The 21906-nt window shown below is 68.0% G+C and carries 20 protein-coding genes; 5 read left to right on the top strand and 15 right to left on the bottom strand.

Translation table 11 applies throughout. From position 1 onward, the window contains the following. Positions 1-92 precede the first annotated feature (92 nt). From DDF67_RS14380 to DDF67_RS14390, 3 genes are all read left to right on the top strand, one after another. Positions 93-1718, top strand: coding sequence for a phytoene desaturase family protein (locus DDF67_RS14380; protein ID WP_109101542.1), 1626 nt, complete (start codon positions 93-95; stop codon positions 1716-1718). Between the two features lie 68 nt (positions 1719-1786). Beyond that, positions 1787-2926 carry an aromatic ring-hydroxylating oxygenase subunit alpha gene (locus DDF67_RS14385; RefSeq protein ID WP_109101543.1) on the top strand — a complete coding sequence of 380 codons (1140 nt, stop codon included), beginning with the start codon at positions 1787-1789 and terminating at the stop codon, positions 2924-2926. Further along, complete coding sequence (locus DDF67_RS14390) at positions 2926-3519, top strand: TetR/AcrR family transcriptional regulator (RefSeq protein ID WP_233247661.1); 594 nt, start codon at positions 2926-2928, stop codon at positions 3517-3519. Before DDF67_RS14385 ends, DDF67_RS14390 begins: the two co-directional genes overlap by 1 nt. 62 nt (positions 3520-3581) lie before the next feature. Here DDF67_RS14390 and DDF67_RS14395 read toward each other — a convergent pair whose 3' ends face one another. The 6 genes from DDF67_RS14395 to DDF67_RS14420 all read right to left on the bottom strand — a co-directional run bounded on the left by DDF67_RS14395 (position 3582) and on the right by DDF67_RS14420 (position 11755). Beyond that, on the bottom strand, positions 3582-3830 hold the full coding sequence (locus tag DDF67_RS14395; RefSeq protein ID WP_109101545.1) for a hypothetical protein: 249 nt from the start codon (positions 3828-3830) through the stop codon (positions 3582-3584). Positions 3831-3961: 131 nt separating this feature from the next. Continuing rightward, positions 3962-5269, bottom strand: a complete 1308-nt coding sequence (locus DDF67_RS14400; RefSeq protein ID WP_109101546.1) for a Xaa-Pro dipeptidase — start codon at positions 5267-5269, stop codon at positions 3962-3964. A gap of 10 nt (positions 5270-5279) precedes the next feature. Then, positions 5280-6587 (bottom strand): APC family permease, encoded by a 1308-nt coding sequence (locus DDF67_RS14405; protein ID WP_109101547.1) that lies wholly within the window; start codon positions 6585-6587, stop codon positions 5280-5282. 79 nt (positions 6588-6666) lie between these two features. Next, positions 6667-9012: a TonB-dependent receptor gene (locus DDF67_RS14410; protein WP_109101548.1), complete on the bottom strand. Its 2346-nt coding sequence runs from the start codon at positions 9010-9012 to the stop codon at positions 6667-6669. 152 nt (positions 9013-9164) lie between these two features. Next, on the bottom strand, positions 9165-11177 hold the full coding sequence (locus DDF67_RS14415; RefSeq protein ID WP_109101549.1) for a tetratricopeptide repeat-containing sulfotransferase family protein: 2013 nt from the start codon (positions 11175-11177) through the stop codon (positions 9165-9167). 248 nt (positions 11178-11425) lie between these two features. Further along, positions 11426-11755, bottom strand: a complete 330-nt coding sequence (locus DDF67_RS14420) for a hypothetical protein (RefSeq protein WP_109101550.1) — start codon at positions 11753-11755, stop codon at positions 11426-11428. Between the two features lie 78 nt (positions 11756-11833). On the opposite strand from DDF67_RS14420, the gene DDF67_RS14425 reads away from it, so the two are divergent. Then, complete coding sequence (locus DDF67_RS14425; RefSeq protein ID WP_109101551.1) at positions 11834-12130, top strand: autorepressor SdpR family transcription factor; 297 nt, start codon at positions 11834-11836, stop codon at positions 12128-12130. Beyond that, positions 12127-12501, top strand: a complete 375-nt coding sequence (locus DDF67_RS14430; RefSeq protein WP_199229240.1) for an SdpI family protein — start codon at positions 12127-12129, stop codon at positions 12499-12501. The genes DDF67_RS14425 and DDF67_RS14430 overlap by 4 nt, the downstream gene beginning before the upstream one ends. Here DDF67_RS14430 and DDF67_RS14435 read toward each other — a convergent pair whose 3' ends face one another. The 9 genes from DDF67_RS14435 to DDF67_RS14475 all read right to left on the bottom strand — a co-directional run bounded on the left by DDF67_RS14435 (position 12502) and on the right by DDF67_RS14475 (position 21837). Then, complete coding sequence (locus DDF67_RS14435) at positions 12502-13788, bottom strand: NAD(P)/FAD-dependent oxidoreductase (protein ID WP_109101552.1); 1287 nt, start codon at positions 13786-13788, stop codon at positions 12502-12504. 37 nt (positions 13789-13825) lie between these two features. Beyond that, positions 13826-15226, bottom strand: a complete 1401-nt coding sequence (locus tag DDF67_RS14440; RefSeq protein WP_109101553.1) for a glutamine synthetase family protein — start codon at positions 15224-15226, stop codon at positions 13826-13828. Positions 15227-15258: 32 nt separating this feature from the next. Further along, on the bottom strand, positions 15259-15669 hold the full coding sequence (locus DDF67_RS14445; RefSeq protein WP_109101554.1) for a PIN domain-containing protein: 411 nt from the start codon (positions 15667-15669) through the stop codon (positions 15259-15261). Then, on the bottom strand, positions 15669-15905 hold the full coding sequence (locus DDF67_RS14450; protein WP_109101555.1) for a DUF6364 family protein: 237 nt from the start codon (positions 15903-15905) through the stop codon (positions 15669-15671). Before DDF67_RS14450 ends, DDF67_RS14445 begins: the two co-directional genes overlap by 1 nt. Positions 15906-15943: 38 nt before the next feature. Then, entirely contained in the window at positions 15944-17347 is a 1404-nt protein-coding gene (locus DDF67_RS14455; protein WP_109101556.1) for an aspartate aminotransferase family protein, read from the bottom strand. A 169-nt stretch (positions 17348-17516) separates the two neighbouring features. Beyond that, positions 17517-18644, bottom strand: a complete 1128-nt coding sequence (locus DDF67_RS14460) for an ABC transporter ATP-binding protein (RefSeq protein ID WP_109101557.1) — start codon at positions 18642-18644, stop codon at positions 17517-17519. Positions 18645-18840: 196 nt separating this feature from the next. Next, positions 18841-19698 (bottom strand): ABC transporter permease, encoded by an 858-nt coding sequence (locus DDF67_RS14465; RefSeq protein WP_109101558.1) that lies wholly within the window; start codon positions 19696-19698, stop codon positions 18841-18843. Then, positions 19695-20588, bottom strand: coding sequence for an ABC transporter permease (locus DDF67_RS14470; protein ID WP_109101559.1), 894 nt, complete (start codon positions 20586-20588; stop codon positions 19695-19697). The genes DDF67_RS14465 and DDF67_RS14470 overlap by 4 nt, the downstream gene beginning before the upstream one ends. A 157-nt stretch (positions 20589-20745) precedes the next feature. Further along, entirely contained in the window at positions 20746-21837 is a 1092-nt protein-coding gene (locus tag DDF67_RS14475) for an ABC transporter substrate-binding protein (RefSeq protein WP_109101560.1), read from the bottom strand. Positions 21838-21906 lie beyond the last annotated feature (69 nt).

Below are 21906 nucleotides of genomic sequence, written 5' to 3' on the forward strand. Positions count from 1 at the left end.
TCTCTCTTTGATGGGAGAGGTTTTCCACGCGCAGCTGGACTATTTTACAGTCGTATAGCAACCTCTCCCCAGCCGCCTCCTGGGGAGAGACGATGACCCACACTCGCGACGCCGTGATCATCGGCGGAGGCCACAACGGCCTCGTCTGCGCCTTCTACCTGGCCAGGGCCGGGATGAAGGTCACCGTCTGCGAGGCCCGCGACGTGGTCGGCGGGGCGGCGGTGACCGAGGAGTTCCATCCGGGTTTCCGCAATTCGGCAGCCAGCTACACGGTCAGCCTGCTCAATCCGCGGGTCATCGCCGATATGGACCTGCACGGGTTCGGCCTGACCTTCCTGGAGCGGCCGATCTCCAACTTCCTGCCGGTGGACGACAGCCGCTTCATCAAGCTCGGCGGCGGGCAGGAGCGCACCCAGGAACAGTTCCGCAAGTTCAGCCGCCGCGACGCCGAGGTGCTGCCGGCCTATTACGCCATGCTCGACGAGATCGGCGACGTGCTGCGCGACCTGGCCCAGGAGACCCCGCCCAACCTGGGCGACGGCCTGCCGGGAATCCTGCGCGCCCTGCGCCAGGGCGGACGCCTGGCCATGCTCTCCCGGGAGAGAAAACGCGACCTGCTCGACCTCTTCACCAAGAGCGCCCGGGACTTCCTCAATGGCTGGTTCGAGAGCGAGCCGGTCAAGGCCGCCTTCGGCTTCGACGCCGTGGTCGGCAACTACGCCAGTCCCGACACGCCCGGCTCGGCCTACGTGCTGCTGCACCATATCTTCGGCGAGGTGAACGGCAAGAAGGGCGCCTGGGGCCACGCGGTCGGCGGCATGGGAGCGATCACGCAGGCCATGGCGAAAGCCTGCGAGAAGGCCGGGGTCGAGATCCTGCTGAACGCGCCCGTCGAAGGCGTGCATGTCGATGGGAACAAGGCCGTGGGCGTGCAGTTGGTCGACGGCCGCCAGATCGTGGCCCCGATCGTCAGCGCCAACGTCAATCCGGCCCTGCTCTACAAGCGGCTGGTGCCGCCCTCGGCCCTGCCGGCCGATTTCCGCAAGGCCATCGACGGCTACAAGAACGGCTCGGGCACCTTCCGCATGAACGTGGCCCTGTCGGAACTGCCCGACTTCACCTGCCTGCCGGGCAAGGCCGTCGCCGAGCATCACCAAAGCGGCATCGTTCTGGCCCCCAGCCTCGACTACATGGACGCGGCCTATCGCGACGCCAAGGCGTTCGGCATGAGCCGCGCGCCCATCGTCGAGATCCTGATCCCCTCGACCATCGATCCCAGCCTGGCCCCGCCCGGCCAGCACGTGGCCAGCCTGTTCTGCCAGCAGTTCGCCCCCGCCCTGCCCGACGGCCGCGCCTGGGATGACGAGCGCGAGGCCGCCGCCGACCTGATCATCGACACGGTCGACCGCTGGGCCCCCAACTTCAAGGCCTCGGTGCTGGGCCGGATGATCCTGTCGCCGATGGACCTGGAGCGGAAGTTCGGCCTGGTCGGCGGCGACATCATGCACGGGAACATGTCGCTGGATCAGCTGTGGGCCGCCCGCCCGCTGCTGGGCCACGCCAGCCATCGCGCACCGATCAAGGGGCTCTACATGTGCGGTGCGGGTACGCACCCCGGTGGCGGCGTCTCGGGCAATCCCGGCCGCAACGCCGCCCGCGAGATCCTGCGCGACAAGGACTTCGCCACGGCGGTGAAGCTGGCCGTGGCGGGGCGGTGATGAGCGCTCGCCTTCTCCCTTCCCCCTTGATGGGGGAAGGATCGAGCCCCTGACGGAGAGGTCCTGCGATGAACATGATCTCCAACCACGACCCCCTTTCCGACTGGGGCCTGCCCGGCTGGATCTACGGCTCCGAACGCTTCTTCCGCGAGGAACGGGACAAGGTCTTTCGGCCCTCGTGGCAGATCGTCTGCCACCTGAACGACATTCCGAAAGCCGGCGACTTCCATACCTTCGACTTCGTCGGCGAAAGCCTGGTCGTGGTGCGCGGCAAGGACGGCAGGGCGCGGGCCTTCGCCAATGTCTGCCGGCACCGCGGCGCGCGCCTGCTGGACGGCCCCACCGGCCGCTGCGGCCGTATCGTCTGCCCCTACCACGCCTGGACCTACGACCTGGAGGGCCGCCTGATCGGCGTGCCGATGCGCGACGACTATCCCGCGCTCGACATGGCCAGGGAAGGCCTGGCCAGGCTCGACACCGAGATCTGGCGCGGCTTCGTCTTCGTGCGGCTGGAGGGTGACGGCCCCAGCGTCGCGCAGATGATGGGGCCCTACGAGCACGAGGTCGCCCACTACCGGTTCGAGGACCTGCAACCCTTCGGCCGCGTCACCCTGCGGCCGCGCGACGTCAACTGGAAGAACATCAGCGACAACTATTCCGACGGCCTGCACATCCCGATCGCCCATCCGGGCCTGACCCGCCTGTTCGGCAAGGGCTATGGCGTGGAGGCCGAAACCTGGGTCGACAAGATGTGGGGCCAGCTGATCGACGAGCCGTCGAACAACCCGTCCGAGCGCCTCTATCAGGACATCCTGCCCGACGTTCCGCACCTGCCGGAAGACCGCAAGCGGCTATGGACCTACTTCAAGCTCTGGCCGAACTTCGCCTTCGACATCTATCCCGACCAGGTGGACTTCATGCAGTTCATCCCGGTCTCGGCGACCCAGACCATGATCCGCGAGATCGCCTACGCCCTGCCCGACGAGCGGCGCGAGATGAAGGCGGCGCGATACCTCAATTGGCGCATCAACCGCCAGGTCAACGCCGAGGACACCGAACTCGTCGCCCGCGTCCAGCAGGGCATGGCTTCGCGCACCTTCACGGCGGGGCCGCTGGCGACCAGCGAGGTCAGTTTGCGCAGCTTTGGCCGCAAGCTGCGGGCGCTGATCCCCGAGAGCCGCCTGCCGCGACCGCCGGAGGGATGGTGATGGCCGGAGGGGGTCGCGCCCCCTTCACCCGCGAAGCCCCCGACGTCCGCCGCCAGGCCCTGGTCGCCGCCGCCGAAGCGGTGCTGGCGCGCGAGGGCGTGGCCGGAACCTCGGTGCGGACGATCTGCGCGCAGGCCGGCGTCTCGGCCGGACTGCTGCGGCACTATTTCGACGGCGTCGACGACCTGATCGCCGCGGCCTACGAGGCCGTGGACCAGCGGATCGACGCGGCGCTGGAGGCGGTGGCGAGCGCCGGAAACGATCCCCGCGCACGGCTGTCGGCCTATCTCGCGGCCAGCTTCGCCCCGCCCGTGCTCGACCCGGATCTGCTGGCCGCCTGGATCGGCTTCTGGGGCCTCGTCAAGACCAAGCCCCGCATCGCCGCCATCCACGCCGCCTCCTACGCGGCCTATCGCGCGCGGCTGGAGACCCTGCTGGCCGACGGCGGGGCGCGCGACCGCCGGCTGGCGGCGATCGCCCTGACGGCGATGGTCGACGGGCTGTGGCTGGAGCTGTGTCTCGATCCCAGCACCTTCACGCCGGCCGAGGCGGTCCGCGTGCTGGAGACGGCGGCCAAGGCCTGGCTGCCATAAGAAAAAGCCGCCCCGACAGGGTCGGGGCGGCTTGAAGTCAGCCTAGAAGGAAAGCTGATGGATCAGGCCGCGACGGCGGCGGCCGCGCCGGTGAGGCCCTTGCGGCCCCAGGTCGGACGGCGGATTTCGGGATCGGCCACCTGCACCTCGGCGCTGCGGCCCTGGCTGATCATGTGGCGGGCCAGCAGCTGGGCCAGGGCGACGGCTTCGTGCTGGCTGGGGCACGAGCTGATCAGGTCGGAGGATTCGTTCCAGGTCACGTGCCAGACGCCGGCGACGGGACGGACGTAGTAGGTGTTCGAGTCGGCCATGGGGAGGCTCCTTCGGCATCGCGCTGACGCCAGCTATCCCCCACGGACCGCTGCGCGACAGCTGTTTCAATGCTGCACAGCAACATTGAGTTGCAGCGCACAATGCACATGCCGCGCCAGCCGGGAAACGGTTAATTTTCCAGCAACGCTTCGTCCTTGTAGATAACTCCGCCCTTCATCACCTTGGCCACGGTCGACAGCACGCCGACATCGGCCAGAGGATCGCCCGCCACCGCGATCAGGTCGGCGTAGCAGCCGGCCTGGGCGCAGCCGACGTCCCGGTCCTTGCCCATCAGGGCCGCGGCGCTGGTCGTGGCCGACTGGATCGCCTGCATCGGCGTCATGCCGTAGCGGACCATGTAGGGCAGCTGACGGGCGTTCCAGCCGTGCGGATAGACCCCGGCGTCGGTGCCGTAGGCGATGCGAACCCCGGCCTTGACCGCCTTGCGGAAGCCCTCTCTCTGGGCGTCGGTGGTCTCGCGGTTCTTGCGCAGGGTTTCGGCGGGCCAGCCGTTCTTTGTGCCGATCTCGTCGATGTAGTCGCCGTTGTAGATGTCGGCGACCAGCCAGGCGCCCCTGGCCTTCATCAGGGCGATCCCCTCGTCGTCGATCAGCGAGCCGTGCTCGATCGAGCGCACGCCGGCCCGCACGGCCACCTTGATCCCCTCGGCGCCGTGGGCGTGGGCGGTGGCGTAGGTCCCGCGCCTGGCGGCCTCCTCGACGGCGGCCTCGATCTCTTCCTTGGAAAGCTCGAGCTGGCCCGGCTCGGTGCCGACGGTCAGCACCGCTCCGGTGGCGATCAGCTTCAGGAAATCGGCGCCGTGCACCAGGATGTCGCGGGTCTTGCGATGGGTGTCGGCCACGTCCTGAACGACGCCCCGGCGCATCTCCGGCGGAACGCCGACGTCGGCGGCGATGCCGGTCACCTCTCCGCCGCCGCCCGGCGTGGTCACATAGGCCCCGGCCACCGACATGCGCGGCCCGGGAACCAGGCCCTTGTCGATGGCGTCTCTCAACGCTACGTCGCCGAACGCCCGCCAGGTCCCGACGTCGCGCACGCTGGTGAAGCCGGCCATCAGGGTCGAGCGGGCATGTGCAGCCCCGATATAGGCCTGCTCGGCGGCCGTGGTCAGCAGCGGCTCGGCGATGTTTTCGGTCTGCTCCTGGTCGACGATGTGGGTGTGCATGTCGATCAGGCCCGGCAGCACGGTCAGGCTCGACCAGTCGCGCACGGGGCCGTCGGTCGGCGCGGCGGTCCAGGCCGTCACCGCCGTGATCCGTCCGCCTTCGATGCGGATCAGGCGGTCTGTCAGCACCTTGCCCGCGACCGGATCGATCAGCCTTCCGGCCCGCACGTACGACGCCTGGGCCAGGGCCGGAGCGGCCGCCAGCAGCGCCAGCCCGGCGACGCCGGCGGCCAGGATCGGGCGTGGGATCATCGGCGCAACCTCATGCACGCGCCGTCCGGCGCATCAGCAGATGGACGGGGAAGCCGGCGGCCAGCAGCACCAGGCCCCACATCACCGCCTCCCTGCCCGCCCCGAACAGGGTGAAGACCGCATAGAGCCCGGCCAGGATCGCCACCACGGTCAGCAGTCCCGAGCCCGGAACCTGCCCGTCCCTTTGCAGCTTCAGCGCCGCCAGGGCGCAGGCCAGATAGGTGAATAGCGAAGCCGTGGTCGCCAGCAGGGCGATGAAGGTGAAGAGGTCGGCCATCGACTTGGCGTAGTTGATCCCGACCAGCATGGTGAGGAACAGGCCCGAGACCAGATGCGCCCGCACCGGCGTTCCGCGTCTGGACGACTTGGCTAGGAAGGCCGGGAACACCCCGCCCCTGGCCATGGCGTAGGGCATCTCGCCCTGCAGCAGCACCCAGCCGTTCAGGGCGCCGAAGGCGCTGATGGCCGCGAAGGCGGCCACGGCCATGGCCGCGCCCGAACCCCAGAACCGACCGATGAACTCGGCCATCGGGGCGTTGGAGGCCTTCAGGGCGTCGGTGGGCGAAAGCAGCACCACCGCCGAGCAGACCAAGAGGTAGACGACGCCGGTGAAGGCCGCGCCGAACAGGGTGGCGCGCGGAATGGTGCGGGCCGGGTCCTTGACCTTATCGGCCGGCACAGTGGCCGACTCCAGGCCAAGCAAGGCCCACAGCGTCAGGGCCGAAGCGGCGACGAGGCCCGGGCCGCCCAGCTGCGCGGTGTCCAGCGGCGCGGTGATCGCGCCGGCGCCCTCCCGGCCCAGCAGCCAGGCCGAAAGGCCCAGCACCGCCGCCAGCGGCAGGAGCTTCAGCACGGTGGTCACCACCTGCACCTCGCCGGCCAGGCGCGCGCCCAGGCAGTTCACGCCGATCAGGCCCCAGATCAGGCCCAGGGTGACCAGGGCGTGCAGGCCCGGCGTCTTGGCGATGGCCGGGACCAGCACCGACAGGTAGCTGACCGCGCCGGTGGCGATGGCCGCGTTGCCCACCCAAAGCGAAATCCAGTAGGCCCAGGCCACGACGAAGCCCGCCGTCCGCCCGAAGGCCTCCTGGGTGTAGGCGTAGGGACCGCCCTCGCGCGGCAGGGCTGCCGAAAGCCGGGCGAAGACAAAGGCCAGGGCCAGGCCGCCGGCGATGGTGATGGTCCAGCCCAGCACGCCGTTCCAGCCATACGGCGCCAGAGACGCGGGCAGCATGAAGACGCCCGAGCCGATCATGTTGCCCACCACCAGGGCGCTGCACATCCAGAAGCCCAGGGCCTTGGGAGACGAACTACTCATACGGCCATGCTTTCACCGCCGCCCCGGCCGCGCAACCGCCCCCGTCGCCAGACGAGGGCGGCGCGCGATCCGTCCGCGATCAGAACTTCTGGCCGAACTTCAGGCCGAAGGTCCGCGGCTGGTTGGGGATGACGTAGACCTTGTCGGCGCAGACCGCCTCGGCGCACTGCACGAACCGGCTGGTGCTGGCCCGCTCGTCCGTCAGGTTGGTCAGATAGGCCGACACCGACCAGCTGTCGCGCGAGAAGCCCGCCGACAAGTCGAAGGTCGCATAGCCCTCCTGCTTGCCCAGGATCCCCGCCTCGACCGTGCGCAGGTCGGAGTAGGACGAGGTCTGCCCCACCACCGAGCCCTGGACGAAGGCGTCGTAGTCGGCCCAGCCGAATTCGTAGCGCGCCGTCAGGTTGGCCTTGAACTTCGGCGTGATCGGCAGCCGCGTGCCCTTGGGCGCCTGGGGCCCGTCGGGGAAGTCGGCCGAGCCCACCGGACAGTCGGTGATCGGCACGCCGGCGCCGTCGGTGGCCCCGCAGTAGTTGGCCGTCAGCTCGGCGTGGGTGTAGGCGGCCGCGGCGTTGATCGTGAAGCCTTCGGCCACGGCCAAGGTCAGATCGGTTTCCGCGCCCCTGATCTCGGCCTCGTTGGCGTTCTTGATCTCGGTCAGGCCGTTGGCCCCCAGGATCGAGAACTGGAACTTGTTCCACTTCTCCAGATAGACCGCGCCGTTCCAGCGGAAGCGGTTCTGGGCCCAGCTGGTCTTCCAGCCGAACTCGTAGTTCTTCAGATAGTCCGACAGGTACGGCGGCAGCGTCCCGCGCCGGTTGATCCCGCCCGGCCGGTAGCCTTCCGAATAGGTCACGTAGACCAGCTTGCCGGGATCGATCTTGTAGGTGAGGTTGACCTTGGGCGTGTTGCCCGTCTCCTTCACCCGCTTGTCGAGATTGGTGCAGGGCGAGCCGGAGATCACCGGCCCCTTGAAGCAGGCCGCCTCGCCCGTGCTGCCGCTGTAGCCGGCGCCATAGCCGTAGAAGCCCACCAGCGAATTGTCGGCCTCGAAGAAGCGGATGCCGGCCGAGGCCGTCAGGTTGGGCAGGATATCGAACGACACCTCGCCGAACGCGGCCTTGTCGCGATCGACCCGCTTCTGCTCGGTCAGCCAGATAGTGCCCGGATGGCCGGTGGGCGACAGCGAGGTCCCCAGGGCGTCGATCTGGTAGTCCTGGTGGATGCCGTGCGCCTGGCGCTGGTAGAACAGGCCGGCGACGAAGCGCAGGCGGTTCTCCTGCGGCGAGCTGATCCGCAGTTCGTGGCTGATGCGGTTGTAGCGGTCCTTGCCCTGGATGTATTGCGACGGATCCACCGGGTTGCCGGCGTCGTCGGTCCAGTAGGCGCCGTAGCCGTACAGGGTGTCGTAGAAGAACGAGTAGTCGGTGTAGTCCTGCTCGGTGTCGGTCGTGCGCTGTAGGTACGAGCCGGCATAGACGATATCGAGGTTGCTGATCTTGCCCTCGACGGTCATCGCCGCCTGCCACCAGCGGTCGTCCGAGCTTTCCGGATAGTAGTGGCTGACCTTCAGGTCGCCGATGTCGGGATCATAGCCGAAGAAACCGCCCGACTTCTGCACCTGTCCCATGACCTGGGGCGTGACCGTCCAGTTCTCGCCCAGCTCGACCTTCACCGCCGCGCGGGCGCCGTGGGTCTCGACCTCGTTGTAGTCCTTCTTGACCACGCCGGCGTTGTCGATGGTCACGCCCGAGGTCGGATAGGTCCGCGTGGCGGCGACGTTGTCGATATAGCCGGCGTCGCGCTTGCTCCAGCCGACCATGCGCACGGCAACGGTGTCCGACAGCGGCTGGTTGACGAAGCCCTCGGCCACGTAGCCCGTGCCGCCGTGGTCGACCTTGTTGACCTCCAGGCTGTAGCCCGCCTTGAAGCCGGCGGTGCTGGGCTTGTTGGTGATGATGCGGATGGTGCCAGCCTGCGAGCTGGCGCCGTACAGCGTGCCCTGCGGCCCGGCCAGGGCCTCGACCCGCTCGATATCGTAGACGTGGATGTCGAGCGCGCCCTGGATCGTGGTGATCGGCTGCTCGTCCAGATAGATGCCAACGCTGGGCAGCGAGCCGGAGTGGTTGCCGTCGCCGCCGCTGGCCACGCCGCGCATGTAGACCTGGTTGAAGCCCGGGCCCGAGCCCTGGAACGACACGCTGGGCAGGAACTTCACGTAGTCGGCGAAGTCGGCGACCTCCAGCTGCTCCAGCTTGGCCTGGCCCAGCGCCTGGATGCTGACCGGCACGTCCTGCAGGTTTTCCGAACGCTTCTGGGCGGTGACCACCACCTCCTCCAGGGCCACCCCGCTTTCCTGCGCCAGCGCCGCTCCCGACAGAGCGCTGCTCGACATCAGGGCCGTGACCAGCAGGCCCGACCGCATTGTTTTTGAACGCCTAATCGACACGTGTTCACTCCTTGGCCCCCAGAGAGAACAACGTTCTTTCAATGTCGTGAGTCCGACAATCCGGCAAAGCTCGACGGCCGCGCAATTCACCAGACTGTTGCAAAAACGGCAGCGCCGTCTTCCGGTGGTCAAATAACAGGCGCGGCCGGGTAGGCGGCCAGAACAGGGCCGAGCGCCGCCTTCAGCGGGTCCAGCCACGGCTCATAGTTGCGCCACTGGTCGACCCCGTCGCGGAAAATCGGCTGGCGCACCTGCTCGGAGCTCGCGGTGCGCACGGCGCGGTCGTTCTGGTGGAAATCCAGGCACGCCGCCTCGAACGGCAGGCCGCAATGATCCAGCAACCGGCGGATCTGGCCTTCCGGATCCTCGACCATCTCCTCGTAGATCACCCGGTGCACGCGCCCCGGCAGCACGGCGTCGAAATGGGCCATCAGGTCCACGTAGTCGGCGTAGTAGCGCCCGATGTCCTGAAGGCCGTAGCTGAAGGTCTGGCCGCGCGCGAAGTGCTGCTTGAAGCCCGAGAAGCAGCAGCCCAGCGGATGGCGCCGCGCGTCGATGATCCTGGCGTTGGGCAGCATCAGATGGATCAGCCCGGCGTGGGCGAAGTTGTTGGGCATCTTGTCGATGAAGAACGGTCGGTCGGTCTTGCGCTGCACCCGCGTGCGCTCGAGGTACTCCTCGCCCAGTGCTCGCAGGACGTCGGCGTCCAGCCCGGCCAGCGCTTCGGGATAGAGCCCCTCCCCGCGCCGCCCGCCCAGCCGCTTGGCGATGGCGATGACGTCGGGCAGCTCCATCGTCCCCTCGACCTGCGAGTGGCTGGCCAGGATCTGCTCGATCAGGGTCGAGCCCGAACGCGGCAGGCCGACAACGAAGATCGGATCGGGCGCCGCCGCGCCCCACCCCTTGCGCTCGGCGAAGAAGGCGGGCGTGAACAAGGCCTTGCTGCGGGTCGCGTGGGCCGTGGTCTCGTCGGCGTCATAGCGGATCTGCGCCCGACGCAGCGCCGCGCCCCTGGCGTAGTGCTCGAATGAGGCCTCGTACGCCCCGGCGTCCTCCAGCGCCTTGCCCAGTGCGTAGTGCAGGTGCAGGCGGTCCTCGTCGGCCGCCTCCTCGCCCGCCAACTGGCCCTCCATCACCGCGAAATCGTCGTCCGAGAACCGCAGGGTCTTGAGGTTGGCGAGACTCCACCAGGCTTCGCCCAGCATCGGCGCCTGCTCGACCGCCTTGCGATAAGCGGCCTCGCACTCGGCCCGGCGGCCCAGAGTCTTGAGCGCATGGCCATAGCTCATCCAGCCCTTGGGCTGGTGCGGATGGCGCGCCAGCACGTCGCGATAGATCGCCGTCGCCGCCTCGTACTCGCCGATCCGCACCAGGGCGGCGGCGCGCAGGTTGGCGTAGGCCGGATGGCGCGGATCGGCCGCCTGCAGCAGGTCAAGCTGCTCCAGCGCCTCCAGCGTCTTGTTCTGACGATAGAGCAAGGTCGCCAGGTTGTGCCGCGCGGCCGTGAAGCCGGGCGCGAAGGCCAGGGTTTGGGTCAGGATCCGCTCGGCGTCCTCGTAGCGGCCCAGGCGCGCGGCCACCTCGGCCAGCATCCTTAAGGCCGCCGGCTCGTCGGGCTGCGTCTTCAGATAGGCCCGCAGGCCGTGCTCGGCTTCGGGCAGCCTGCCCTCGACCAGGGCCGAGGCCGCTGCGATCAGCGCCGGCTCGCGCACCGAGGCCCGCACCTGCCTGTCGCCAGCCGCCTGGGCCCCGACCATGTCGCCCAGCACCGTCAGCCCGACCGACAGCGCCCGCCAGGCCTCGCCGAGATTCGGGTCCAAAGCCGTCGCCCGCCGCAGCGCCGCCACGGCCTCCTGGGTGCGCCCAAGGTCCAGCAGTACGAGACCGTGCTCCAGCTGTACGTCCGGCGCATTGGGCAGAGCCCGCGACAGGGGATCGATCACCGGCAGGGCGGCGGCCGCATCGCCCGACAGCCGCAGCGCGGCGGCCAGGATCATGGTCGCGCCGGGATGCCGCGGAACGGCTTCGAGAATGGCCAGGGCCTGCTCGCGCGCCAGATCCGGATCGCGCGACAGCAGCCGCATCGCATGCCCCAGCGCGTCGGCCAGACTGCCCGTCGGCTCCGAAACCTGCCCCTGCATCTCACCCCGCGACGCTCGTTACGCCGGGCATCGGAGAACGGCGGTGGGCGGGTGTCAATCGGGCTGGCGCTCCCACTCGGCAAGGATGCGCAGCATGCCGATAAAAGCCGCCTCCCTCGCCCTCGTGGCGAGGGCCCATGTCGGACACGGCTCAGACGTCGCCGAACATGAAAGGTTTGGGCGGCGGAACGATGGATCCCGGGGCACAAGGCCCAGAAGGGCGGACAAGGATTACACCCCCCGCCCCCTCAGCCCCCGGCCTCGTCGACGGCGATGATCACCGGCTTGCCGCGCGACCAGGGCTCCCAGCCGGCCGCCACGGCCGAGGCGATGGCGGTCGCCACCAGCTTCCTGGGCACCTGCTCGGTCTTCAGTTGCGGTGCGCCGTAGCGGGGCTGCTCGCCGGGCGGAAACTCGATCACGACCTCGCGCTTGCCCTCCTTGTGGTGGACGGCGATGGCCATGCCGTGCCGCTCCGTCGGGTCCTTCGACCAGTGCGGCGTACGTTGCAACCGCCAGACATAGGTCTCGCCGTCGACTTCGATCTCGAATTCCGGGTTCAGCTTGGTTCGCGCCATGAGGGGGTGTTAGCGCGGCGCACGGGTGGAAGCCAACCACCGCTTGACTCATTTCGACGATTAGCTAATCATCTCATCATGAGCCAGGTGTTTAAGGCCCTTTCCGATCCCACGCGCCGCCGCGTGCTGCAGCTCCTTCGCCAGGGGCCGCTCAGCGCCGGCGAGATCAGCGATCAGTTCGACGTCTCCAAGCCGACCATGTCGGCGCACTTCGCGGTGCTGAGGGAGGCCGACCTGGTTCACGCTGAGAAGGCCGGCAAGTCGGTGATCTACCACCTGAAGCTCTCGGTGCTCGAAGAAGCGCTGCTGGGCTTCGTCCACTCGTTCGGCGTCGGCGGGCAAGCCTCGACGTCCAAGCAGGAGGTTACGGAATGAAGAAGGAAGTGATCGCCGATCTGGCCTGGGGCCTCGGCATCGTCGTCCTGGCGCTGGCCGCCAGCCTCGCCCGCAAGCTGGGCTACATCGACACCGACACCGTCAACCGGCTGGTCATGGGCGCCATCGGCCTGATGGTCGCCTGGTTCGGCAACCGGATGCCCAAGCGCTTCGTGCCCAGCGACTGGGGCCGCCGCGTCAACCGGGTGGGCGGCTGGTCGCTGGCCCTGAGCGGCCTCGTCTATGCCGGTCTCTGGGCGTTCGCTTCGCCCCGGGTCGCGGTGATCGGCGGCAGCGGCGCGATCCTCGCGGGGCTGGCGGTGACGATCGGCTACTGCCTGTCGGTGCGCGCCCGCACCAGGGCGCTCTAGCTAAAGCCGGTCGCGCAGGGCGTACCAGGACAGCCCCGCCACCGTCAGCGGCCAGCGCAGCAGCCGGCCGCCCGGGAACGGCGGGGTCGGCAGGCGCGACAGCAGCTCCACCCCGCCCGTGTCGCCCAGGGCTGCGTCGGCTAGGAGCTTGCCGAACCACGGCGCCAGCATCACCCCCTGCCCCGAATAGCCGGCCGCCGTCCGCACCCCCGGCGCCAGTTCGCGAACATAGGGCGAGCGGTGCACGGTGATCCCCAGGGTCCCGCCCCAGGCGTGGGTCACCTTCACGTCGGCCAGGTCGGGATAGACCTTCAGCATGTGTCGGCGCACGAAACCGGGCAGATCCGCTGGGAAACCCGGCCGGTAGTTCTCGCCGCCGCCGAACAGCAGCCGGCCGTCCGGGCTCTTGCGGAAGTAGTTCACCACGAAGCGGCTGTCGGCCACGGCGGCGTTCGAGCGAATGATCGTCTCCGCCCGCTCGCCCAGGGGTTCGGTGGCCAGCACGAAGTTGTTGATCGGCATCACCCGGGCGCGGGCCTGCCCGCCGGCCAGTTCGTCCAGATAGCCGTCGCCGGTCAGGATCAGCTGGTCGCAAATCACCCGGCCGGCGGCCGTCTCGACCACGATGCGGCCGCCCTCGCGCCGCCACTCCCGAGCCCGACTGCGCTCATGGACCACCGCGCCCTTCGAGAGCGCCGCCCGCGCCAGCCCGTGGGCCAGGTTCAGCGGATGCAGGTGGCCGCCGCCGTTGTCGCGCACCCCGCCATGATAGACCCCCGTGCCCAGTTCCTCGCTCAGGGCGTCTTCCTCGATCGGCTCCAGTTCGTGATAGCCGTAGCGAGCGGCCATGAACGCGATGTGGTCGAGATCCTCGCCCTCGCCTCCCGGCTTGTGGCGGGCGTGGATCATGCCCGGGGTGAAGTCGCAGGCGATGGCGTGCTCGGCGATCACCGCCGACAAGTGCGAGCGGGCGTCCAGCGACATCTTCCATAGCGCCATGGCGTCGTCGCGGCCGACGGCCTTCTCCAGCCAGGCCTGGTCGTTGCGCTGGCCCATGTGCACTTGGCCGCCGTTGCGCCCCGAAGCGCCCGAGCCGACCTGGGCTGCCTCCAGCACCACGACCGACACGCCGCGCGAGGCCAGCTCCAGCGCCGCGCCCAGGCCGGTGTAGCCGGCGCCCACCACGCAGACGTCGGTCGTCACCTCGCCGTCCAGGGCGGGCAGCGGGCCGAACGGCGTCGCGGTGGCTGCGTACCAGGAGGTGGCGGGGTGGCCGGTGTTGCTCATCTCCCTTCCCTCTTGATGGGGGGAGGGCTGCATGGCCCTAAACATTCAGCAGCAGGAACTCCCGCTCCCACGGACTGATGGTGCGCATGAAGGTCTCGTACTCGGCCTGCTTGACCCGGGCGTAGGCGGTGCAGAAGGTGCCGCCCAGGATGTCTGACAGCGCCTTGGCCTCCTCGAACAGGGTCACCGACTCCAGCAGGCTGCGCGGCAGCTCGATGCCCCTGGCGCTGGCGTCGATCTCCACCGGCGCGGTGGGCGCCAGGTTCTGGGTCATGCCCAGATAGCCGCAGGCCAGCACGGCGGCGATGGCCAGGTACGGGTTGGCGTCCGAAGACGGGATGCGGTTCTCTACGCGGCGGTTGGCCGGATCCGATGGCGGCACGCGCAGGCCGCAGGTGCGGTTGTCGTAGCCCCACTGGGTGTTGACCGGCGCGCCGCTGTCGCGGGCGATGCGGCGATAGCTGTTCACGTAGGGCGCGAGGATGGCCATGATCGCCGGCAGGTAGCGCTGCTGCCCCGCGATGAAGGCGTAGAAGGACGGCGTCGCCTCGCCGGTCTTGGGATCCGAGAACAGGTTGTCGCCGTCCTCGGTCAGGATCGACTGGTGCACGTGCATGGCGCTGCCCGGCTCGCCGGCCATCGGCTTGGCCATGAAGGTGGCGTAGATGTCGTGCTCCATCGCCGCCTCGCGGATGGTGCGCTTCATCATGAACACCTGGTCGGCCAGCTCCAGCGGCGTGCCGTGGCGCAGGTTGATCTCCATCTGCGCCACCCCGCTCTCGTGGATCAGGGTGTCGATCTCCAGGCCCTGGCGCTCGGAATATTCGTACATGTCCTCGAACAAGGCGTCGAACTCGTTGACCGCGCTGATCGAATAGCCCTGGCGGCCGCTCTCGGGACGCCCCGATCGGCCCACTGGCGGCTTCAGCGGGTAGTCCCAGTCGATGTTCTTCTCGACGAGATAGAACTCGATCTCTGGGGCCACGATCGGGCTCCAGCCCTTTTCGCGATAGAGCGACAGCACCCGGCGCAGCACCTGGCGGGGGCTCTCCTCCACCGGCCGTCCGTCCGGGTGGAAGGCGTCGTGGATCACCTGGGCCGTCGGATCCTGCGCCCAAGGCACGGCGGCCAGGGTGGCGAAGTCGGGGGTCAGGAAGATGTCGGTGTCGGACTGCACCGCGTTCACCGCCCCCTCGAACTGCGGGAAGTCGCCGGTGATGGTCTGGTAGAACACCGCCAGCGGCAGGTTCATCGACGGGGTCCCCAGGAACTTGCGCACCGGCATGATCTTGCCGCGCGCAACGCCGGCGAGATCCGGCACGACGCACTCGATCTCCTCGATGTTCTGGCTGCGGAACCAGGCCTGGGCCTCGTCCAGCGTCTTGACCCCCCGGGTGATCTTCGGACCGTCGTGGTTCTTCTTGTGCTTGGGCTTCATGAGGGCGCTCCTCGCGCTTGCTGAAGTTTGGGCTAGTGGAACGGGTTGATGATGCGGACGCCCTCGACGACCTGGCCGTGCGAGAGATCCTCGGTGAAAAGTTCGGTGCAGCCGGCGGCGCGGGCCGCGGCGATAACGGCGCTGTCCCAATAGGAAAAGCCGTAGCGCGCCTTGATCTCCAGGGCCGAGAGCAACACGGCCAGGGTATTGTCCTGCACCTTGAAGCGGGTCCAGGCTTCAACCAGCCCCTGCGCTTGATCATGTGTTATGCGGCTCGAGCGGGAAGCCCGTGTGGCCTGCACGTAAAACTCCTGCAGCACCTGCACGGACAGTGTCCCGTCCTGCCGGTCCAGCAGTTGGAGCGCCCGCTCGCGCTTGGCGGCCTCATGCGCGAGCGGACTGACTGCATAGAGCAGGATGTTCGTGTCGAAAAAGACCGGCATCAGAACTTGCGATCGTAGAGCTCATCGCGAGGCAGGCGATCGCTGGCGGAGAAATCCTTGATCTGCGCCCGGATCTCCGCCTCGCGCCGCTTCAGCCGCTCGAACTCGCTCTCGTCCTGAGCCACCTCGACCAGGAACCTGCGCACCATGGCCGATACGGAAGTGTCCTGCTCGGCGGCCTTGATGCGGGCGCGCCGATAGGTCTCTTCGTCGATCGAGACTGTGATGTTTTTCATAATCTCACAGTATCACAGTTTCACAGCGATACCGACGTTCACTCCTCTTCCTTCGGCTTCAGCGCCCGCAGCACCGGCTCGGCCTCGTCGAGCGACTTCCTGATGATCCCCACCAGTTCGTCGATCTGGGCCTTGGTGATGATCAGCGGCGGGCAGCAGACGATGCTGTCGCGGATGGCGCGCACCATCAGGCCGTTCCTGATGCACAGGTCCCGCACGATCGGCCCGGCCTCGCCCTCCTTGTCGAGAAAGCGATGGTTCGTGCCCTTCTCGCGCACGATCTCGACCGCGCCGATCAGGCCCAGCGAGCGCACTTCGCCGACCAGCGGATGGTCGTTCAGGCTCGCCAGCGCCTGCGCCAGATAGGGGCCGGTCTCCTCGCGGGTGCGCTCGACCAGGCCCTCGCGCTCCATGATCTCGATGTTCTTCAGCGCCACGGCCGCCGCGGTCGGATGGCCGGAATAGGTGAAGCCGTGGATGAAGTCGCCGCCCTTCTCGCGCAGTTCGGCGACGATGTGGTCGGCCACGCCCACGGCGCTGATCGGCAAGTAGCCGGACGACAGGCCCTTGGCCATGGCGATCAGGTCGGGCTTGACGCCGTAGTGCTGGTGGCCGAACCACTGGCCCAACCGCCCGAAGCCGCAGATCACCTCGTCGCAGACCAGCAGGATGCCGTACTTGCGGCACAGGGCCTCGACCGCCGGCCAGTAGCCGTCCGGCGGGATGATCACCCCTCCCGCCCCCTGCACCGGCTCGCCGATGAAGGCCGCGACATTCTCGGGACCGACCTCCAGGATCTTGTCCTCGATGGCCTGCACCGCCCGGTCGCGGAAGGCGACCGGATCCTCGCCGAAGCCGTCGCCGAAATGATAGGGCTGCATCACGTGCTCGACCCCGGCGATCGGCAGGTCGCCTTGGCGGTGCATGTGCTTCATGCCGCCCAGCGACACCCCGGCCACGGTCGAGCCGTGATAGGCGTTCCAGCGACTGATGAAGACGGTGCGGCTGGGCTCGCCTTTAAGCTTCCAGTAGTGGCGCACCAGGCGGAAGACCGTGTCGTTGGCCTCCGATCCCGACGAATTGTAGAAGACGTGGGAAAGATGCCCGCCCATTTTCTGGGCGATCTTGGCCGCCAGCTGGATCGGCGGCGGCGAGGCCGTCTTGAAGAAGGTGTTGTAGTACGGCAGCTCCAGCATCTGGTCGTAGGCGGCCTTGGCCAGCTCCTCGCGCCCATAGCCGACATTCACGCACCAAAGCCCGGCCATGCCGTCGAGGATCTGATGGCCCTCGCCGTCGTGGATATAGACCCCTTCGGCGCGGGTGATGATCCGGCTGCCGCCCTGCTCGGCGATGACCTTGTGGTCGGCCTGGGCCGGCAGGTGGTGGGCCAGGTCCAGACGCTTGAGCTCGGCGATGTCGTGATTGCGGAGGGGGGCGGTCATGTGTGCGAACTCCTGGACGATCTTTGTTTTTCCCCTTCCCCCTTTGATGAGGGAAGGGTCGGGGGATGGGGGTGAACGCGTGTCAGGTCATGGCGCGGGCCGAACCGCCGCAGTCACCCCCACCCCTGCCCCTCTCCCATCGAGGGGGAGGGGAAATGTGCGAGCGGTTTCACGACAGCAGCACCGCCGGCGAGCACGCGTGCCAGGCGATCCACACCGCCTCGCCCAGCCGGAAGTCCTCCTGGTCCCAGCGGGTCAGGTTGGAGCGCTGCACCTTCACCCGGCGCCCCCCCTCTATCTCCACCTCGTAGGTCGACACCCCGCCCAGATAGGCCTCGTGCCTGATCACGCCGGCCACCGCGTTGGCGCCCTTGGGCGCGTCGCCCATGTTCGGCGGCTCGCCGTCGTCGGGGCGCTTGTGCAGTTCGATCTTCTCGGGCCGGATCGCCGCCCACACCGTGCCGCCGCGCGGGCCGGTCACGCCATGGTCGAGGAAGATGTCGGTCGGCAGGCCCGGCGAGCGGATCACCGCGTGGCTCGGCTCGTCCACCGCCAGCACGCCCTCGAACAGGTTCACGCTGCCGATGAAATCGGCCACGAAGCGGCTGCCTGGAAACTCGTAGAGGTCGTTGGGCGCGGCCACCTGCTGCAGCACGCCCTTGCTCATCACCGCGCAGCGCGTCGCCAGCGCCAGGGCCTCGTCTTGGTCGTGGGTGACCATGATGAAGGTGATGCCCACCTTCTCCTGCAGGGTGCATAGCTCGGTGCGCATCTGCTCGCGCAGCTTGGCGTCCAGGGCCGAAAGCGGCTCGTCGAGCAACAGCACGCGCGGCCGTTTCACCAGCGCCCGCGCCAGGGCCACGCGCTGCCTTTGCCCGCCCGACAGCTGGTCAGGCTTGCGCTCGCCAAGTCCGCCCAGCTGCACCAGCGCCAGCGCCTCCTCCACCCGGCGGTCGCGCTCGGCCTTGCCCACCCGGTCGACCTTCAGGCCGTAGGCGACGTTGTCGGCCACGGTCATGTGCGGGAACACGGCGTAGGACTGGAACACCATGTTCACCGGCCGCTTGTTGGGGGGAACATTGGATATGTCCTGGCCGTCGATCAGGATCCGACCTTCCGTCGGCGTCTCGAACCCGGCCAGCATCCGCAGCAAGGTGGTCTTGCCGCAGCCCGATGGTCCCAGCAGCGCGAAGAACTCGCCCTCCCTGATGCTCAGCGACACATTGTCGACCGCCGCCAGCTTGCCGAAGCGCTTGGTGACGTTCTCGAAGGTGATGATGGGTTTGGCTTCGGTCACTTGGTCATTTCCCCCGAAAACGTCGGTGGCCTGGGCTCCTCGGCTCGCGAGGAACCTCCCCCTCTGGGGGAGGCGATCGCGCGGCGATCGGTGGGGGGCGTGGCTGCGAACCTTCCGACACCGCGGAAGCTGAAAACGTCCCCCCGCCGGCCTTCGGCCGCCTCCCCCACGGGGGGAGGTTCCAGAACGGTGAGCCTCATGCCTTGTCCCCCCCATGCGCCCCGGCAGTCGCGGCCGGGTCGCCCTGCAGCTTCAGCGCCACGGCGGTCAGGATCACGGTCAGCACGATCAGGATGGTCGAGGCCGCGTTGACCTCGGGCGTCACCGAGAAGCGCACCATCGAATAGACCTTCACCGGGAAGGTCACGGTGTCCGGGCCCGCCGTGAAGAAGGTGATGACGAAGTCGTCGAGACTCAGCGTGAAGGCCAGCAAGGCGCCCGCTACAAGCGACGGGGTCATGTGCGGCAGGATCACGTCCCTGATGGTGCGGAACTCGCCGGCTCCGAGGTCGCGCGCGGCCTCCTCCAGTTCGCGGTTGAAGCTGGCCATCCTGGCCCTCACCACCACAGCCACGAACGGGAACGAGAAGGTCACGTGAGCGATGATGATGGCCCCGAGATTCAGCGGCCAGACCAGGCCCTGCGGCCAGGGCAGCACCTTGGCGAAGAACACCAGCATGCCCACGCCCATGCAGATCTCGGGCACAACGATCGGCAGGGCCAGCGCCCCGTCCACCACCGTCTTGCCCGAAAACCGGAACCGCCACAGGGCCAGGGCCACCATCGCCCCCAGCACCACGCTCAGCAGGGTCGAGACCGCCGCGATCGTCAGGCTGTTGGCGAAGGCCTCGATCAGGCCGTCGTTGTTGAAGGCCTTCTCGTAATATTTGAGCGTGAAGCCCTTCCAGACGATGTTGCGCCGGCTGTCGTTGAAGCTGAAGGCCATCAGGGCGATCAGCGGCGCGTAGAGGAACACGCCCACCGCCAGCAACCATAGCCGGATCGGCCAGCGGCGCAGGTACTCCAGGGGGCCGGGCGGAGCGCGCTTGGTCATCCCACGCCCTCCTTCTTGCGGCCCTTCGACAGAAGCGCCTGCACGGCGATGGCGATGAAGGTCAGGTACATCAGCAGGAACGACAGGGCCGCGCCGAACGGCCAGTCGTTGGCCCGCTTGAACTGGCGCTCGATGACGTTGGCGATCATCTGGCTGTCGGGACCGCCCAGCAGGTCGGGCGTGAGGTACGCGCCCAGCGCCGGGATGAAGGTGATCAGCACGCCCGAGGCGATGCCCGGCAGGGCCAGCGGCACGACGATGCGGAACAGGGTGCGCAGGTGCCCGGCGCCGAGGTCGAGGCTGGCTTCAAGCAACGACTTGTCCAGCCGGTCCAGCGCCGAATAGAGCGGCAGCACCATGAACGGCAGGTGCACGTAGACGAGGCCCAGGATAACCGCGAAGTTGTTGTGCAGCAGCTCCAGCGGCTGGTAGGCGCCGAGCGGCGCGACCTTGGCGCCCAGGTTCCAGAACCACTCGAAGGTCTGGTTGACGTAGCCCTCGGTGCGCAGCACCGCGATCAGCGCGTAGGTGCGGATCAGGAGGTTGGTCCAGAACGGCAACATGACCAGCAGCAGCAGCCAGGTCTTGGCCTTCTGCGACGCGAAGGTGATGGCCAGCGCCACCGGGAAGCCGATCACCAGGCACAGCGCCGTGGTCAGCGCCGCCACCCAGGCCGACTTGACGAAGATCTTCAGGTAAAGCGGCTCCAGCGCCCGGGCGTAGTTGGCGATCGTGCCGGTGAACGAGATCTCGGTCAGCCCGACGTTGTGGCCGAAGCTGTAGGCCCAGACGATCGCCATCGGCGCGACGAAGAACACCACCAGCCAGACCAGCGGCGGTCCCAGCGCGGCGGCGAACACCGCCTTGGCCTTCTTCCAGCTCTGTTCCATTTGTCCGGAGCTCCCCCTCCCCCCTTGATGGGGGAAGGGTCGGGGTTGGGGGTGACAGCCTGTCAGGACGAACACGGACGGGGATGACGGCCAACGCCGCGGACACCCCCATCCCCAGCCCTTCCCCCATCAAGGGGGAAGGGAGACCACGGCGCGCTTACGCCGCCCGCACGCGGGTGATGATCTCCTCGTAGAGGCTGGCTTTCTCCGCCCCCTCGAACGCCCCGTATTCGCACTTGGCCATGATGGCGGCGGACGGGAAGATCACCGGGTTGTTCTTGTAGTCGTCCGGCATCAGCGCCTTGGCCGCCGCGTTGGGCGTCGGATAGAGGATCGTCTTGCTGATCTCGGCGCCGGCCTGGGCGTCCAGCAGGTAGTTGATGAACTTGTGGGCGTTGTTGGGACGCGGCGCGCCTTTCGGAATGCACAGGCAGTCCGAATTGATCAGCGAGCCTTCCTTGGGCACGACGAAGTCGATGTCGTCGTCGTCCTTCATCGCCTGGGCGATGTCGCCGTTGTACTCCAGCACCAGGTCCACCTCGCCCGACAGCAGGAGGTCCTGGCCGTTGTCGTCGTGGAAGGCCTTAACGAACGGCTTCTGCTTGATCAGCATCTGCTCGATCCGCGGCAGCATGTCGGCCGGGATGTCGTTGACCGAGTGGCCCAGATACTTGGCCGCCAGGCGCACCAGGTCAGCGCTTTCCGACAGCAGGGCGATCTTGCCGGCGTACTGGTTGCTGTCGAACAGCTGCTTCCAGCTGTCGGGCACGCCTTTGACCTTGCTCTTGCGATAGCCGATGCCCAGCAGCAGCCAGGTGTAGGGCAGCGAGAACTTCCGACCCGGGTCGAAGTCCGGGTTCAGGAAGGAGGGATCGATGTTCTTGATGTTCGGGACCTTGGCGTGGTCCAGCGGCTCCAGCATGCCGGCCTGGGCCATGCGGGTGACGAACTCGTTGGACGGCACGATCACGTCAAAGCCGGGATTGCCCGCCTTCAGCTTGGCGAACAGTTCGTCGTTGGTCGCGAACAGGCTCATGTTCACGTCGACGCCGCTGGCCTTCTTGAAGTCGCCAAGCGTGGTTTCGCCGATATAGGTGTCCCAGTTGTAGAAGTTGAGCTTGGCCTCCTCGCCGCCCTCGGCCGGCGCGGATTTCTCGCCGCAGGCGGTGAACGACAGGCCGATGGCCGCCGCGCCGAACGCGGTCAGCAGCGAGCGGCGCGAGGCCCCCCGGAAGTGGTTGGTGCTCATGGCCTCGAAACTCCCTCTTTCGTTCGCATGAAGCGGACGAGGCCCCTTCCCCGCCGCCGGTTCAACCCA

The sequence above is a fragment of the Caulobacter endophyticus genome (assembly GCF_003116815.1).
Lineage (GTDB): Bacteria > Pseudomonadota > Alphaproteobacteria > Caulobacterales > Caulobacteraceae > Caulobacter > Caulobacter endophyticus.